Source organism: Pseudomonas sp. TNT2022 ID1044 (assembly GCF_028656895.1).
In the GTDB taxonomy this organism is placed as follows: domain Bacteria; phylum Pseudomonadota; class Gammaproteobacteria; order Pseudomonadales; family Pseudomonadaceae; genus Aquipseudomonas; species Aquipseudomonas reinekei.
Genome location: NZ_JAMDHB010000001.1, coordinates 779,065 through 794,468 on the forward strand (window position 1 = coordinate 779,065; position 15,404 = coordinate 794,468).

Here is a 15,404-nt window from a genome sequence, read left to right on the forward strand (position 1 = left end):
GTCAATACCGCTCTTGAGGTCTGGTCCTCACCACCGCATCCGCACACCGAGACTGCCAATGATCCCGTTCAAATCATTGTCATCCACATCACTGCTGTAGTCGGCGCTGACATACAGGCTCACTGCCGGGGTCACCCGTGCCACCAGGCCCAGGCCCAGTTCAACCGTCGATGATTTGCGACTGCTGCTGATCTTGTCGACCTCATCGAGGGTCACGGTATTGCCGGTGTATACGGTGTGCCACAAGTTGGTCCGCACATAGGGCTCGACGGGCAGGCCGTTGATGTCGTAGCTACCTTTCAATTTGGCACCGACCCGGCCGCTCCAGGACGTCAAATCGCTGGAAGACGCATTGCCCGAGCCCGCATACGGGGTGTCCAGGGTGATTCGCTGATTGATCAACTGCGCTTGTGGTTCCACTACCCAGTTTTTACTGATGCCAATTGGAAAACCGCCTTCGACCGACAAGGTCACCGCGCTGCCTTCGGCGGCTTGGCGTGCCCCTTTTTCGTTGCGGCTGAAGCCATTGACTCGGCCACCACTGGCCGACAAGTCGACGTGCCAGCCTTGTGGTCCGGTCAGGCTGTAGTAAGCGCCGAGGCTTTGGCCTTGCAGGTTGAGGGTCTCGCTATGCGTGTCGGCCAGTGCGCGGTTGGTCAGCAAGCCATTGGCGTTGCCTTGGTACTGGCTGACACCACCGATCAGGCCGACCCGCTGGGTATGGCCGCTGCCGCTCTGCAGGGTGAGGATGGCCGGGCTTTTCATTTCGCCCGATCCGGGGATCGTAAACCCTTGCGCCAGCGCATCAGTTTGCGCCTGGCGGGAAGCTTGTCCGTAGAACTGGTCCCAGGCGGTGGGGGTGACATCTTCGGTGGTCAATTGGCTACTTCGCCTGTCGGCGACCGGGCTGTTGCGGCCGGGATATTTGCTGGTGGGCGCGGGCAAGGTGAGGACCGGGATGTCCTGGCGATACCAGGGCGTCGATTCGTCCTCGGCCGGTTGGGCCTGTACTTCCATGGAGGAGCACAGCAAGAGCGAGCTCGAGACAGTGCAAAAAGTGATTTTTATCTCTTGTTGGGTGAGTGAAGTTTTCATGGGGCCCTACCTTGCTATCGCATACCGTACTCGCCTTGGCGTCTCTCCTACCCCGAATGAGGGGCGACCGAATGAAAGGGGGCAAGCCGGGGGCCGCCCGTATACGCGGGTGTCTTGGGGGCTTGCCCCTGATTGTGTTTCCGGGGGTAGTAACGTGAAGTCAAGTGGACCCCCACCACTGCGTCAAGAAAATGGCCGATAAGTGGTAGTGGTATTTTACGGATTGTAAGTGACTGATTTACGGCGCCTCTCTAAGTACTTGTTAAATGGAAAAATCGTCAAAAAAGTCACGTACTAGAGCCTTTGCTCGGTGTTTACCAGCGCACCCTGACACCCAGATTAGCGACGACACCCCGTTGCTGATTGCTGTCGATATTGCTGCTGTAATCGACATTGGCATACGCGCTGACGCTGGGCGCGAGGGACAGGTTCGCGCCGATGCCCACATCGAGCCAGGATGACTGCTGTTCGGTGTCGATATCGGTGGTACCGGCAAAAGTGACCGTATCGGTGCCCGAAAAGGTGTGCCACAGATTCGCCCGCAGATAGGGTTCCAGTGGCAGTCCGCTGACGTCATAGCGACCTTTGAGGCGAGCACCGACTCGGCCGATCCAGGCGGGATCGGAATCGAACTCCACATCGGAGATGCCGTCGTGCTGGCTGTCGAGTTCGATCCGTTGATGGATGATTTGCGCCTGGGGTTCGACCAACCAATCGTTCGCCACCGCGAACGGATAACCGGCCTCCACAGACAGGGTCACGGCGTGCCCGTCGTTGTCGATTTTCAGGCCGCGTTCGGAATGGCTGTCACCGTTGAGCCAGGTGTACATCGCGACGGCGTCGATGTAGGCATTGCCCGGATCGGTCAACGTCCAATAGGCACCGAGGCTGTCGCCTTCGAGTTCGACCTTGCCAGCGCGTTTGTCTTCGAAGCCCTGGTTGAATCCGTCGACATCACCCTTCAAGCGGCTGTGGCCGACGAAGAAACCCGTACGCTGGGTTTGCCCGCCAGACAATTGCGAACCGAACAGGTCATTGCCGACCTGGAAACCGTTCAGCGAGCCGTCGAGTTTCGGCGTGACGGTGCCTGCCCAGGTCTGCTCGAAGTTCTTGCCATAGACCCGACCCCAACCCGCCCCAAAAGCACCGGTCTCGGTCAGCAGGCGTTGGTCGCCCTGACGATCGTGGAAGGTGCCGAGTGCATTCAAGGCCAGCTGTGCCGCTGCGGGTGGCAATGCCGACCACGTCGGCACTTCCGGACGATAAAGGGGAATGGGTGCGGCGCCGGGTGCGGGTGTCGGCAACGCGGGGCTGCCGGCCGCTGCCACTGGCGCCGCCACCAGCGGCACCAGAATCGGCGGCAAGGCTGGATCAGGGTTGGGCACTTCGACCAATGGCGCTGCCGCCACGGATGAACTCAAGTACCAACTGTTCTCGCTGCCAGGCGTTACGCCACCCTTGTACAGGACGTAATCGAAAGCACCGGCCGACACTGGCGCCTTCAGGGTGAAGGCGTCATTGCTGCTCACCGCAGTGCCTTGGGCCTGGACCACTTGGATACCGTTTTGCAGGGTTTGCGCACCTGCGCCACCGAGGTTGCTGACGGTGATGGCAGTGGAGCCGGTCAAGGTGCCGTCGTTGACCACCAGTTTGTCGCTGGGCGAGTTGTCGCCGCCCAGTACACTTTGCACCCACAACTGGCCGCCATTGCCTGCGTAATTGCCTTGCACGGTCAGGGTGTCGCTGGTGCGGGTATTGCCGCTGCCGAGGTCGATGGTCCCGGCGTTGTTCAAGGTGGCATGCTGGCCAGCGGTGAACGGCGTGATGCTGCCTTGGGTGGACGTTATGACGCTGCTGCCGTCGACGTTGAACTCGCCGCTGCCGGTGATGCTGTCGCCGAGCACGACGTTACCGTCGACGTCGAACCGGGAGCCATTGCTCAGGCTGACAGTTTCCCAGTTGATGTAACGGGCGGCGCCGGCGGATGCGGTGTGATCAAAGGTTAACTGATCGGTGCCAGGGCCACCGTCGATGCTCGGGGTCAGGGCGAGTGTGGACTCACTCAGGTTGCGCACAATAGCGCTGTCGTTGTCATCGCCCATCAGGATCGCCGAGCGGATGATGCCGCCACCGTCCCATAGAAATGTGTCATTGCCGGCACTGGCGCGGATTTCGCCAACGATCTCCCCGCCGGTCACGGTAATGCTGTCGTTGCCGCCGCTGACGCTGACGTTGCCGCCAACCCTGCCGCCGGAAACGATGATGGTGTCGGTGCCGAACCCGGTGACCAAGTTGCCGATGATCTCCCCGCCAGACATATCGAACAGGTTGTTGTCGAGCTTCATGTCGACCCGGCCGATGGTGCCTGCGGTCATCCTGGCGGTATCACCGTCCTCGAAGGCGCCGACAATCGTACCGCCGGTCATCAGGAAGAAATCGCGGTTGTCACCCTGGGCCAGGGACTGGATCGTGCCGCCGGTCATGGTGAAATTGTCGATGCCATTGCCTTGGTTGACGGCTTCGGTGACTTGCCCGGCGCTGATGTTGAAGACATCCGCGCCGTCGCCCAGATTGACGATGCCGACGATCTGCCCGGAATCCATGTTGATGGTGTCGATGCCGGCGCCGAACGTCACGTTGCCATTGATCGTGCCAGTGCCGTTGGCCGGTAGGTTCAGGGTGTTATCGCCGGCCAGATCGCTCAGGGGGCCGCCGGTGCCACTGTCACACAGGTGGGTATCGTTGCCGGCGGTAGGGGTGAAGGTACACGCCGCCTGGGCGGTATGAGGCCAACCGATGACAAGCAGAAAGGAGAACGCGCAAGCGCTGTAACGGTATTTGGGCCGCTCGGTAGCAAATGTCATGCAAGTCCCTCGCACGTTGATCAGTGGCTGACTGGCCTGTTGTCAACAGTGACAGGGCATCAGCACCTTCGGCAGCGCAGGTTGCGAGACAGCATCAGCAAAGTGATTTCCCTTTTTCGGGAAACTTCGGCAACGGTGGCTACGGTGTTTTTCCTGTTCGTAACAGAATCGGTACGGACATCACGACCGTAACAGCAGTTTTCGGACACCGCTACTGACACAAATGACAGGTCGCCTGAACATTTGACCGAGCGAGGACGCAGGTTCGCGTGCCTATAGATGGACTTCTACTGCCAGCGGCAAGTGATCCGACAGGTGGGTCCAGGGCTTGCTGCCGAGTATTTTTGGATCGTGGCTGCTGGCATTGCGCAGATAGATACGATCCAGCCGCAGCAATGGAAAGCGCGCCGGGTAGGTTTTGGCAGGGCGACCGTGGTGGCGTTCGAAGGCTTCGTGCAGATAGTCGCGGCGGGCGAGGGCGGCGTTGCCTTGCAGTTGCCAGTCGTTGAAATCGCCGGCGATGATCACGGGTGCGTCGTCAGGCAGGGATTCGAGCAATTGGCAAAGCAACTGCAGCTGCAACTGACGATGGCTTTCCAGAAGACTGAGATGCACGCAGATGGCGTGGACTTCGGCGTGCCCCGGCACATCGAGCACGCAGTGCAGCAAGCCGCGACGCTCCGGGCCGGTAATGGACACGTCGAGGTTGCGGTATTCGCGAATCGGGTACTTCGACAGCAGGGCGTTGCCGTGGTGGCCGTCGGGGTAGACCGCGTTGCGTCCGTAGGCGAAATCGCTCCACATGCTGTCCGCCAGAAACTCGTATTGCGAGGTCTGCGGCCAGTTGTTGTAGCGGGACGAATGGCCATCATGCTCGCCGACGACCTCCTGCAGAAACACCAGGTCCGCCGACGTACTGCGCACCGCTTCTCGCAACTCCGGGAGGATGAAACGCCGGTTCAGGGCGGTGAAGCCCTTGTGGGTATTGACCGTCAGCACACGCAAGCGATGAATGGCCGGGGGATTGGCCAGTGGCACCGACTCGGCCGTCTGTGACTTGGAATGGGTGGTCACGTTCACTCCTCTGAATGCGGATGGCTTATGTATGCGACTGATGCGCCGCCAGGCAGTTCAGTTTGGGCGATCGCGTGATCGGCTCCGTTCAATTGCCGGAGCGAGCAGGATCCAGCATTCAGGATTCGCTCAATTCAGACAAACACGATTTCATAGGGCAAACGCATTCGCTCCAGCAGTACTCGGGGCAACAGCGGGGCGATGCCGATGGCGGGTTCGCCGTCCAGCTGACTGGCGTATGCATGGGTGGCATGGCTTTTACGGGCGACTGTCCAGGTGTCCAGGCGCAGCTTGCGCGCGCGATGCCAGGGGATCAGTTCGCGATCCCGCGCTGGCCAGTGCCACGCCCAGACCGGCACTTCGTTGAATGTCGCCCCGGCGATGGTGGCTGCGTTGGCGCTGGCACGGCCCACGGCATCATGGTCGCTGAGACCGTCCGCAGCCCAGGTACTGAATACCACGTCGCCGGGGCGCAGGTAACGGGCGATGAATCGGGTCAGCTCCAGTTCGTGCTCAGCCAGGACGTTGTCGGTGAAGCCGCCGCGAATCCATTTCAGGCTGTGCATCGGCAACCCAAGCCGACGCAGGGCTTCGACGCTCTCCTGGGAACGAAACACACTCAGGCGCTTTTCTGACCACTGCTGCGAGCCCGGATGACTGGCGCTGCCGTCGGTGATCGAAATCAATTGCAGGGGATGGCCCATCGTGCTCAGCAGTTGCAACAATCCGCCGCAGGTCACCACTTCATCGCCGGGATGCGGGGCGATCACCACGGCGCGGGCACCGGGCGGGACCAGGGATTGCGTGCTGATGACCGGGATGTTGTCCAGTTGCAGGGCACTGTTCCAGATCTGCGCTGGCAGGCTGCTTTCGCTGAGGGAAACAGGTTTCATGAGGCTACGTCCTTGTGTCGTTACGCCTTCAGTCGTGCCCGATGCTGACAAGACCCGTGAGGGCAGGTTGATAACGATGCGCGGCATTCCCAACCCTGGAATGCCGCGCATCGAGTATTGCTCATGGAACGTTATTCGTCGCGTCCGAGGTTCCCAACGGCAAGTTTTTAGCTGGCCGGTACACCGCGAATGTTTTTACTCCTCTTCCTCACGTTGCAACTCGAACAGCAGCAGCGAGCGGCCGGTGACCGAATACTCGTGACCGAACTCGAAACGCTCCTGGCCGCGGATCGATGGCTGGTTGGTGTCGATCATGCAGGTCCAGAACCCGCCATCAGGCACTTCCGGCAACAGGAAGTTGACGATGTCGTGATGGGCATTGACCACCAGCAGCAGGGTCGCGTCGGCGCCCTTGCGGCGAATGCCGGTTTCCTGTGCACGGCCATCCAGCAGCATGCCCATGCAACGATTATGCGCATCGTGCCAGTGCTCGGTGGTCATTTCGCTGCCGTCCGGCGCCAGCCAGGTAACGTCCTTGACGCCGATGTCTTCGTTGTAATTGCCGACCAGAAAGCGTCCACGACGCAGGATCGGGTAGGCCAGGCGCAATTTGATCAGGCGTTTGACGAACTTGAGCAGCGCCTTGCCGTCTTCGCTGAGGTCCCAGTTGACCCAGCCGATTTCGCTGTCCTGACAATAGGCATTGTTGTTGCCATCCTGGGTACGGGCGAACTCGTCGCCGGCCACCAGCATCGGCGTGCCCTGGGCCAACAGCAGCGTGGCAAAGAAGTTACGCATTTGCCGATGCCGCAATTCGTTGATTTCCGGGTCGTCGGTCGGGCCTTCGACGCCGTGGTTCCAGGACAGGTTGTTATTGCTGCCGTCCTGATTGTTTTCGTCGTTGGCTTCGTTGTGTTTGTCGTTGTACGACACCAGATCGTTGAGGGTGAAACCGTCGTGGGCGGTGATGAAGTTCACCGAGGAATACGGCCGCCGGCCACGCTGATTGAACATCTCGCCGGAAGCGGTCATGCGGCTGGCAAAGTCAGCCAGTTGCCCATCGTCGCCTTTCCAGAATGCGCGCACGGTGTCGCGAAACTTGTCGTTCCACTCGACCCAGCCCGGCGGGAAGTTGCCGACCTGATAACCGCCAGGCCCGCAGTCCCATGGCTCGGCAATCATCTTGACCTGGCGCAATACCGGGTCCTGCCGGCAGGCCACGAGGAAGCTGTGGCGCTCGTCGAAACCGTCGTGGTAGCGCCCGAGAATGGTCGCCAGGTCGAAGCGGAAACCGTCGACGTGCATTTCCGAGGCCCAGTAGCGCAGGGAGTCGGTGACCATTTGCAGCACGCACGGGTGGCTCAGGTCAAGGGTGTTGCCGGTGCCGGAATCGTTGATGTAGAAGCGTTTGTCATCGGGCATCAAGCGGTAATACGAGGCGTTGTCGATGCCGCGCATGGACAGGGTCGGGCCTTGCTCGTTGCCCTCGGCGGTGTGGTTGTAGACCACGTCGAGGATCACTTCCAGATTGGCTTCGTGCAGGTGCGCGACCATCTCTTTGAATTCGGCGATCTTGCCGCTGGCCAGGTAACGCGGGTCGGGGGCAAAGAAGGCGATGCTGTTGTAGCCCCAGTAATTGGTCATGCCTTTGTGCAGCAGATGCTGGTCGTTGACGAAGGCGTGGATCGGCAGCAACTCCACGGTCGACACGCCGAGTTTACGAATGTGTTCCAGCACGTCGTCGACCATCAGGCCGGCGAAGGTACCGCGTACGTTTTCCGGTACGGAAGGGTGGCGCATGCTGATGCCGCGCACGTGGGTCTCATAGATGATGGTCTTGTCCCACGGCACGCTAACGCGATGGTCATGGCCCCAGGTGTGCGCAGGGTCGATGACTTTGCACTTGGGCACGTAAGGCGCGCTGTCACGTTCATCGAAACTGAGGTCGGCGTCGGGATGACCGATGGTGTAGCCGAACAACGCTTCGGACCATTTCAACTGGCCGACCAATTGCTTGGCATAAGGGTCGATCAGCAGCTTGTTGTGGTTGAAGCGATGTCCGTTGGCCGGGTCATACGGACCGTAGACGCGGTAGCCATAAATCAGCCCCGGATGCGCGTCAGGCAGGTAGCCGTGGTAGATCTCGTCGGTGTATTCCGGCAGTTCAATGCGTTCCAGTTCCACTTCGCCCGCATCATCGAAAATGCACAGTTCGACCTTGGTGGCGTTGGCAGAGAACAAGGCAAAGTTGACCCCTAGACCATCCCAGGTCGCACCCAGCGGAAAGGGCAGACCTTCACGGATTCGCGAGGGCTCGGCATGGGGGGCTGGCGTGTCTTTTTTTGGACGGGTCATAGATGCTCCTGCAATGGACAAAAACGGATACGGAACGTGTGGCAGCGAGCAGGCTCGTTCCCACAGGTGTTTTGCGGGGATGAGCGCGCCCGCAGTGGCGAGCTGACCCGCCACTTACTCATTCAGGACTACAGCTGAAAATCAGACCGCTGGCGGTTTTCGTGCCGCGCGGGGCTTTTTCGCGGCGGCTTTTTCACCGGGAGGAACGACGGAAGACGCCGCGGCCGGTTTGGCTTTCGCCTTCGCCGCTGCCACCTTGACCTCGCCTGCCTTGCCATTGGCGGTTTTGCTGACGGCAGGTTTGCTGGCCGGCGCCTTCGGCGGTTTTTTCGGCGCCAGGGCTTCGGCCTCGGCCAGCTTGCGCGCCATCTCCCAGTGGCGAGATTCCTGGCCTTCGGGTTTTCCTTCCGACTCCCAGATCTGATAGGCAAACTCGCGGATGCGTTTATCGTCGGTACTCATCGCAATGCTCCTGAACTGAACTCAAGTGTCGATAGTTTGGATAATGAGATTGACCGGGAAATCCCCCAGCGCGTCGCTGATTAACAGCTCCTTGTGTTTTGTGACTGTGGCGCTGGAAAAAAGTCCCTTCAGATTTTCGTCTGCAGTGGTGGAGGGCAAATTGATCCGGGTATCGCCCCACTGCGGCGCGTCCACGTGTGGCACGGCACTGTTTTCCAGCAGCGGCGCGCAACGGATCGGCACGATGACGATGGCGCGTTTACCCTCCCATTCGCGAACAAACCCAAGCACCCGATGGGCCTGGCTGCCGATGATGTCGAGCGCCTGGTAAGTGCCGTGTCGAAACAGCTCGGCGTGCTCGGCACGCAGGTTTAAAGTCCGCGCAATCAAGGCTTGCTTGATGCGCCCGTCGCGCCAGTTCGCCAACAGATCAGGCAGATTGAACGGCTGCTGCAAGGCCTGTTGGCGACTGGCGTAATCCACCGGGCGGCGGTTGTCCGGATCGACCAGCGAGAAGTCCCAGAACTCGTTGCCCTGATAAAGATCCGGCACACCCGGCACGGTCATGCGCAGCAAAGTTTGCGCCAAGCCATTCAGGGCGCCGGGTACGGCAATCGTCCGGGCTACCTTGGCGAGGGCGGTGCGCAACAGGTCACCTTCGGGACTCAGCAGCAGGCGCTGGGTGAAGCGTTCGGTGGCTTGTTCGTAGACATCGTTGGGCGCGCTCCAGCTGCTCTGCAACTTGGCTTCGCGCAGGGCTTTGCGTTGCCATTGACTGATGCGTCGGGCGTAGGCTTCAAGCGCCTGTGGGTCGTCGGGGTGCAAGTCCAGCGGCCAACTGCCAAGGAGCGCTTGATAGAGAAACAACTCATCACCGGCAGATGGCATCTGGTCATCGTCGCGCAGCGGGCGGGCGAGGGCGTGCCAAAGACCGATCTGTTCGACGTACCACTTACTGCGCTCACTCAGGACGGCCAGGCGCGCGCGGGTATCTTCGCCGCGCTTGTGATCGTGGGTCGCGGTGGCGAGCAGGTTGTCGGGAAACAATTCCAGGCGCTTGCGGTTCGCCTCATGGAAATCAGATACCGGCGCACTGAATTGTTCGGTGCTGAAGCCCACGTCATTTCGCGACAGCAACACCGCCGAGCGATAGAACGCGGTGTCTTCCACGGCTTTCGCGGCGGCGGGAGACGTCAGCTGTTGAAAGCGCACGCAGGCATGCTTGAGGCGCTTGCGCAGGCGTCCGGCAGGGCGCTTGCGCCACGCCTCGCCACCGAGCCAATTGGCCAGGCAGTCGAGCACCGGCCAGTCGGCCTCGCCCAGTGTCTGGCGGGCGCCGTCCATGGCCTGCTGGAAAAACACCTCGTCCTGGGCCGAGCGTCCAAGTGCACTGATGTAAGTGCGGTACACCGAGAAATGCACGATCAATTCCTGCAACGCTCGCCGGATCGCCCCGAGCGTCAAATCGCGGGTCATCAGGTCGTCCCGGGCCACTTGCAACAAAGCCTGGGCCACGCTTTCGAAATCCCCGGCGAGCGAGCCGTTGAGGATCTGCTGGCGCGCCAGTAGCGTTTCCTGGCGGAAATCGGCCGGGCGTTCGCTGTAGCGCTGCCAGACTTCCCCCAGGGTGGTCTCGCCGTCGGGGTCGTGTTGCAGCAGTGACAACTGGTTCATGAATTCGTAGCCGGTGGTGCCATCCACCGACCAGTCGCGGTGCAGGGTTTCGCCTTCGCCAAGGATTTTTTCGACGTAGATCGGCAAGTGCCGGCCCGGCGCCAGGCTGTCGACCCGCCGCCGCAGTTTGCGGCAGTAGCCCCGCGGGCCCGCCAGACCGTCGATATGGTCGATGCGCAAGCCGTCGACCAGCCCCTCAGCCACCAGCTGGAAAATTTTCGCGTGGGTCGCCTCGAATACCGCTGGACGCTCGACCCGCAATCCACCCAGTTCGTTGACATCGAAAAAGCGCCGCCAATTGATGTCATCGGCGGCGGTGCGCCAACTCGCGAGGCGATAGCTTTGGCGTTCCAGCAGGTCGTGCAGTCGCTGGAAACCTTCGCAGGTCTGCGAGTCGTAGGCTTTCAGATTGTGCTCGATGCCTTGCAGAATCGCGGGATGGCTGGCCAGTTCGCGCAACTCGTCTTTCAACGCAATCGCCAGGCTGTGGGCGTCAGTTTGATAGCTCAGGGTGCTGAAACGATTGGCCAGTAATTTGAGCGGCTCGTCTTCGGCCTTGAGCAGTTCACCGTAATGGCTGGGGCAAATGGGGAAGTGATGATCGTAATGCTCGACATAAAACGCACCGCGCTCATCGAAGCGCAGCTTCAAGGTGCCGTCCTGCAGGGCGACGCCGTAGTCGCTGCCAAGAAATGGCAACAGCAACTGACCTTCCATCAACGGATCGGGCGAGTGCCACTGGATATCGAAGAACTCGCCGTACGGGCTCAGCCGTCCCCATTCCAGCAAGTCCAGCCACCAGGGATTATCGTTGCCGCCAACCGCCATGTGGTTGGAAACGATGTCGAGAATCAGCCCCATGTTTTGCCCGCGCAACGCGCTGACCAGACGCCGCAGTGCCGGTTCGCCGCCCAACTCCGGATTGACCGTGGTCGGGTCTACCACGTCATAGCCGTGCATCGAGCCGGCGCGGGCACTCAGCAGGGGCGAGGCGTAGACATGGCTGATCCCGAGGCGGGCGAAGTACGGCACCAGTGGCACCGCATCGTCCAGGGTGAAGCCTTTATGGAATTGCAGCCGCAGGGTTGCCCGTAAAGGCCGCATTGTCACTGCATTCATTGGTCACGCTCGGCCGCCTGGAGTCGCGCGCAGGCGAGCAGTTCCAGACGCCGGGCGGCGTCTTCGTTATCGAGCAGCGCTTCGCTGTAACCGGGCAGGCGTCGCGACCAGTTCGGGTGGGCATCGATGGTGCCGGGCAGGTTGGCCTGCTGTTCGATTCCCAGTGCATCCTCAAGCGGCAACAAGACCAGCGGCGCGCGGGTGTGGCCGAGGAAACGCACGCTGGCGTCGAGCACCTGATCGGTCTCGTGGGACTCTTCGCGAAAGTTCTGCGGATCCTGGCTCAAGGTCCGGCGCAGGCCTTCGCGCTCGCGTTCGCGATGTTGGCGCCACTCGATTTCGCCGTTGGCATCGACCATGCCAAGGCGGGCATTCCAGTCGATGTCGCGACCGTGCCACCAGCCATTGAGGGTCGGCAGGTCGTGGGTACTGGTGGTCGCCAAGGCGTTGTCCGGCCATTCGAGAATCGACTTGAAGTGGGTGTTGTCCTGCTCGAACAGCAACACCCGCATGCCCAGTATCGAGCGGGCGATGAGTTTTTCCCGCAGGCCATCCGGCACGGTGCCAAGGTCTTCGCCGAGGACGATGGCCTGGTGCCGATGGGATTCCAGCGTCAGCAAGCGCAGCAAATCGTCGACCGGGTAATAAAGGTAGGCGCCGTCGGCGGGTGATGCGCCGTTGGGGATCACCCATAAACGTTGCAGGCCCATGATGTGGTCGATCCGCAGGCCACCGGCATGGGCGAAATTGGCCCGGAGCATCTCGATGAAGGCACGGAAGCCGTGGCGCACCAGACCTTCCGGTGAAAACGCCGAGATTCCCCAACCTTGACCGGTGCGATTGAGAATGTCCGGTGGCGCGCCGACTGTCAGCGCAGCAAGCAATTCATCCTGGCGGCTCCAGGCCTGGCTGCCACCGCCATCGGCACCCACCGCCAGATCGGCGATCAGGCCAATGCCCATGCCACTGCTGCGGGCGGCGGCTTGCGCGCGCTCCAGGCAGCGGGTGATCAACCACTGGCAGAAAGCGAAGAAACCAATGCGCCCGGCATTCTCTTCGGCGAATTCAGCCAGCGCGGCGCTGCGCGGGTTGCGCCATTGTTCCGGCCACTCACGCCAATCGAGGCTTTCACCCTTGGCGGCCCGCGCTTCCTGGATGGCTTCGAAGCGGCAGTGGTTTTCCAGGGCTTCGCCACCGGCGTGGCGAAAACTGCTGAAATCGGCGTGCAATGGGTGTTCGCCTTGCACGAAGCCCTCGTACAGCGCCTGCAATAGTCTGTGTTTGGCCTCGGCGGCGGTGGGCCAGTCGATCAGTGGCAGTTCTTCAAGGTGCTTGAGTGGGTCACCAAGGCCGGTGGCATCAATGGCGGCGCGCATGGCCCGCTCACCGAGAATGGCACCCGGCGCGCAGTACAGGCTATTGAGAAACAAACGACTGGACGGCGAATAAGGGCTGTAACGCTGAGTATCGTTGCTGAACATCGCGTGCAGCGGGCTGATCGCCAGTGCTTCGGCACCGCGCTCGCCGGCTACCCGCGCGAGATCTTCCAGCGCCTGGGTATCACCGAATCCGCCGTCGCCGGCACGCCGCAAGGCATACAGTTGAACGCTCAGGCCCCAGGTGCGGGGGATCGGGCTGTCGACCGCATCGCCGACGCTGTAGCAGCGTTCCGGGGCCACGGCCAGGGTAAAGGTTTGGCCGTCGATGCTGACATGCTGATACCCCACCGGGATCAGGCCCGGCAGAATTGCCTCGGCATCGAGTTTCAGATTCAGTCGTGAGCCGTCTTCAAGGTGGATCTCGCAGGGTGTCTGCGGCTCGAAGTAGCGGGCCAGGTCGAGCCCGGTACCGACGTCCACGGTCATCAGGGGTGGCAGGTGCCGGGTATCCTGTACCCGTTGCAGTTCTTGCAGGCTGGCGTCGATTTCCTGGGCACTGCCGGCCGGGTGGCCCAGGCCGGTGAGGACGTTGCGCAATACTGAGGGTGCGACTTTTTGCGGGCGGCCATTGGCGTCGATCCAGTCGACTGCCAGGCCGGCGCGGCTTGCAAGGATTTCAAGTTGCGCATCACTCATTGGCGCTCTCCATCAAGGGGTAGCAAAGGGGTTGCGGCGGTGAGGCTGACAAGCGCGCAATACGGGGGCAGGGTGCCTTGTTGCAGTCGCCGGGCTGACCCTGAAGGATGTTCGAACAGCCAGTTCGCGTCGGTGGGCGGCTTGTGCTGCAGCGGTTTGTGGCCCAGGTTCAGGTCGATGCGCAGATGGCTGCCATCGCCCAAACGCCAGCTCGCGCTCACCGCGCCGGGAGCCAGTACGCTGGCGTCCAGCGCATGGGCACCGGGTAAGCGCGGAATGATGTGCTGGTGGCGCAGCTGCAACAGGTGGCGATAGAGCTCGTGGATCTGCGATGGCTCGCTGGCTGACAGCGTCGGCCGGGACGCTTCGAACGTCGGCGGCGCATTCGGGTCGGGAATTTGCTCGCGCTTATGCGGATCAGTAAAGGCGCTGAACGCGGCAAACTCGTTACGTCGTCCTTCACGCACCAGCCTTGCCAGCTCACCGTGATGGCTGGTGAAAAACAGAAACGGCTGCTCGGCCGCGAACTCGTCACCCATGAACATCAGCGGGATCATTGGCGACAGCAGCAACAACACCGTTGCCGCCTTCAAAGCGTCAGGGTGGGCCAATTGATGCAGGCGCTCGCCGAAGGCGCGGTTGCCGATTTGGTCATGGTTCTGCAAAAACAGCACAAAGGCGCTGGGCGGCAGATGCCCGCTGGGTTCTCCGCGAGCCTCGCCATGGCGGTTGATATGGCCCTGAAACACAAAGCCCTGGCTCAAACAGCGGGCCAATTGCTCGGTGGGGTTTTGCCCATAGTCAGCGTAGTAGGCGTCGGTTTCGCCGGTCAGCAAAACGTGCAGCGCGTTGTGGCCGTCATCGTTCCACTGCGCGTCGTACCCTTGCTCGAGCAAACTGGCCTGATTGTGTTCGTTTTCCACCATCAGCCAGACATGCCGTAACGGATCGGTCTGCTGACGCACCCGTTGCGCCAGTTCCTGGAGGAAATCCGGGTCCTCGATGGCATGCACGGCGTCCAGGCGCAGACCGTCGAAGCGGTACTCCAGCAGCCACATCAAGGCGTTTTCGATGAAAAAGTCCCGCACCTCGCGCCGACGAAAATCAATGGCCGCGCCCCACGGCGTGTGCTTGTCTTCGCGGAAGAAGCTTTTGGCGTAGCGATGCAGGTAGTTGCCGTCCGGCCCGAAATGGTTGTAGACCACGTCGAGAATCACCGCCAGGCCAAGGCCGTGGGCCGTGTCGATCAGGTGCTTGAGTTGTTCAGGTGTGCCGTATGAAGCCTGGGGCGCATACGGCAGCACGCCGTCATAACCCCAATTGCGTTCACCGGGAAACTGCGCGATGGGCATCAGCTCGATCGCGGTCACGCCCAGCTCGACCAGACGAGCCAGTTGCTGCTCGACCGCTTGAAAGCCACCGAGGACGCCAACGTGCAACTCGTAGATCACCGCTTCGCACCACGGTCGCCCCAGCCAGGTGCTGTGTTGCCACTGATAGGCAAGCGGGTCGACCACCAGGCTGTGTTGGTCGATGTCGCCGGCCTGGGCACGGGAGGCCGGGTCGGGCACCTCCATTTCGCCATCGATGTTAAACCGATAACGTGTCCCTGCAGGGCAGCGAGTGTTGATCACGAACCAGCCGTCGGCCTGAGGCAGCAACGGCAAGGACTGTCCATTTTCCAACTCGACACTGACGTAAAACGCATCTGGCGCCCACAACGCAAATCGCGTCTGTTCTGCGTCCAGCTTGATTGCGCCGTGGGGCCAGGTCTCAAGGGTCCGTAACGGCAT

Annotated in this window: 9 protein-coding genes; all 9 read right to left on the reverse strand. The window is 61.3% G+C overall.

What is annotated here, in order from left to right; genetic code table 11:
* Nucleotides 1-27: 27 nt before the first annotated feature.
* The 9 genes from M5G20_RS03485 to treZ all read right to left on the reverse strand — a co-directional run bounded on the left by M5G20_RS03485 (nt 28) and on the right by treZ (nt 15,404).
* Nucleotides 28-1,095 carry an autotransporter outer membrane beta-barrel domain-containing protein gene (locus M5G20_RS03485; protein WP_273917915.1) on the reverse strand — a complete coding sequence of 356 codons (1,068 nt, stop codon included), beginning with the start codon at nt 1,093-1,095 and terminating at the stop codon, nt 28-30.
* Between the two features lie 314 nt (nt 1,096-1,409).
* Nucleotides 1,410-3,959 carry an autotransporter family protein gene (locus M5G20_RS03490; protein WP_273917916.1) on the reverse strand — a complete coding sequence of 850 codons (2,550 nt, stop codon included), beginning with the start codon at nt 3,957-3,959 and terminating at the stop codon, nt 1,410-1,412.
* 273 nt (nt 3,960-4,232) lie between these two features.
* Complete coding sequence (locus M5G20_RS03495; RefSeq protein WP_150734291.1) at nt 4,233-5,033, reverse strand: endonuclease/exonuclease/phosphatase family protein; 801 nt, start codon at nt 5,031-5,033, stop codon at nt 4,233-4,235.
* 134 nt (nt 5,034-5,167) lie between these two features.
* Nucleotides 5,168-5,926, reverse strand: coding sequence for a PIG-L deacetylase family protein (locus M5G20_RS03500; RefSeq protein ID WP_273917917.1), 759 nt, complete (start codon nt 5,924-5,926; stop codon nt 5,168-5,170).
* Nucleotides 5,927-6,121: 195 nt separating this feature from the next.
* Nucleotides 6,122-8,281, reverse strand: coding sequence for a glycogen debranching protein GlgX (gene glgX, locus M5G20_RS03505; RefSeq protein WP_273917918.1), 2,160 nt, complete (start codon nt 8,279-8,281; stop codon nt 6,122-6,124).
* Nucleotides 8,282-8,422: 141 nt separating this feature from the next.
* The gene (locus tag M5G20_RS03510) at nt 8,423-8,743 is read right to left on the reverse strand and encodes a DUF2934 domain-containing protein (RefSeq protein WP_212627396.1); all 321 of its coding nucleotides are present in this window, start codon (nt 8,741-8,743) and stop codon (nt 8,423-8,425) included.
* A gap of 21 nt (nt 8,744-8,764) precedes the next feature.
* Entirely contained in the window at nt 8,765-11,536 is a 2,772-nt protein-coding gene (locus M5G20_RS03515; protein WP_273917919.1) for a malto-oligosyltrehalose synthase, read from the reverse strand.
* Entirely contained in the window at nt 11,533-13,611 is a 2,079-nt protein-coding gene (gene malQ / locus M5G20_RS03520; RefSeq protein WP_273917920.1) for a 4-alpha-glucanotransferase, read from the reverse strand. The genes M5G20_RS03515 and malQ overlap by 4 nt, the downstream gene beginning before the upstream one ends.
* Entirely contained in the window at nt 13,608-15,404 is a 1,797-nt protein-coding gene (gene treZ / locus M5G20_RS03525) for a malto-oligosyltrehalose trehalohydrolase (RefSeq protein WP_273917921.1), read from the reverse strand. Before treZ ends, malQ begins: the two co-directional genes overlap by 4 nt.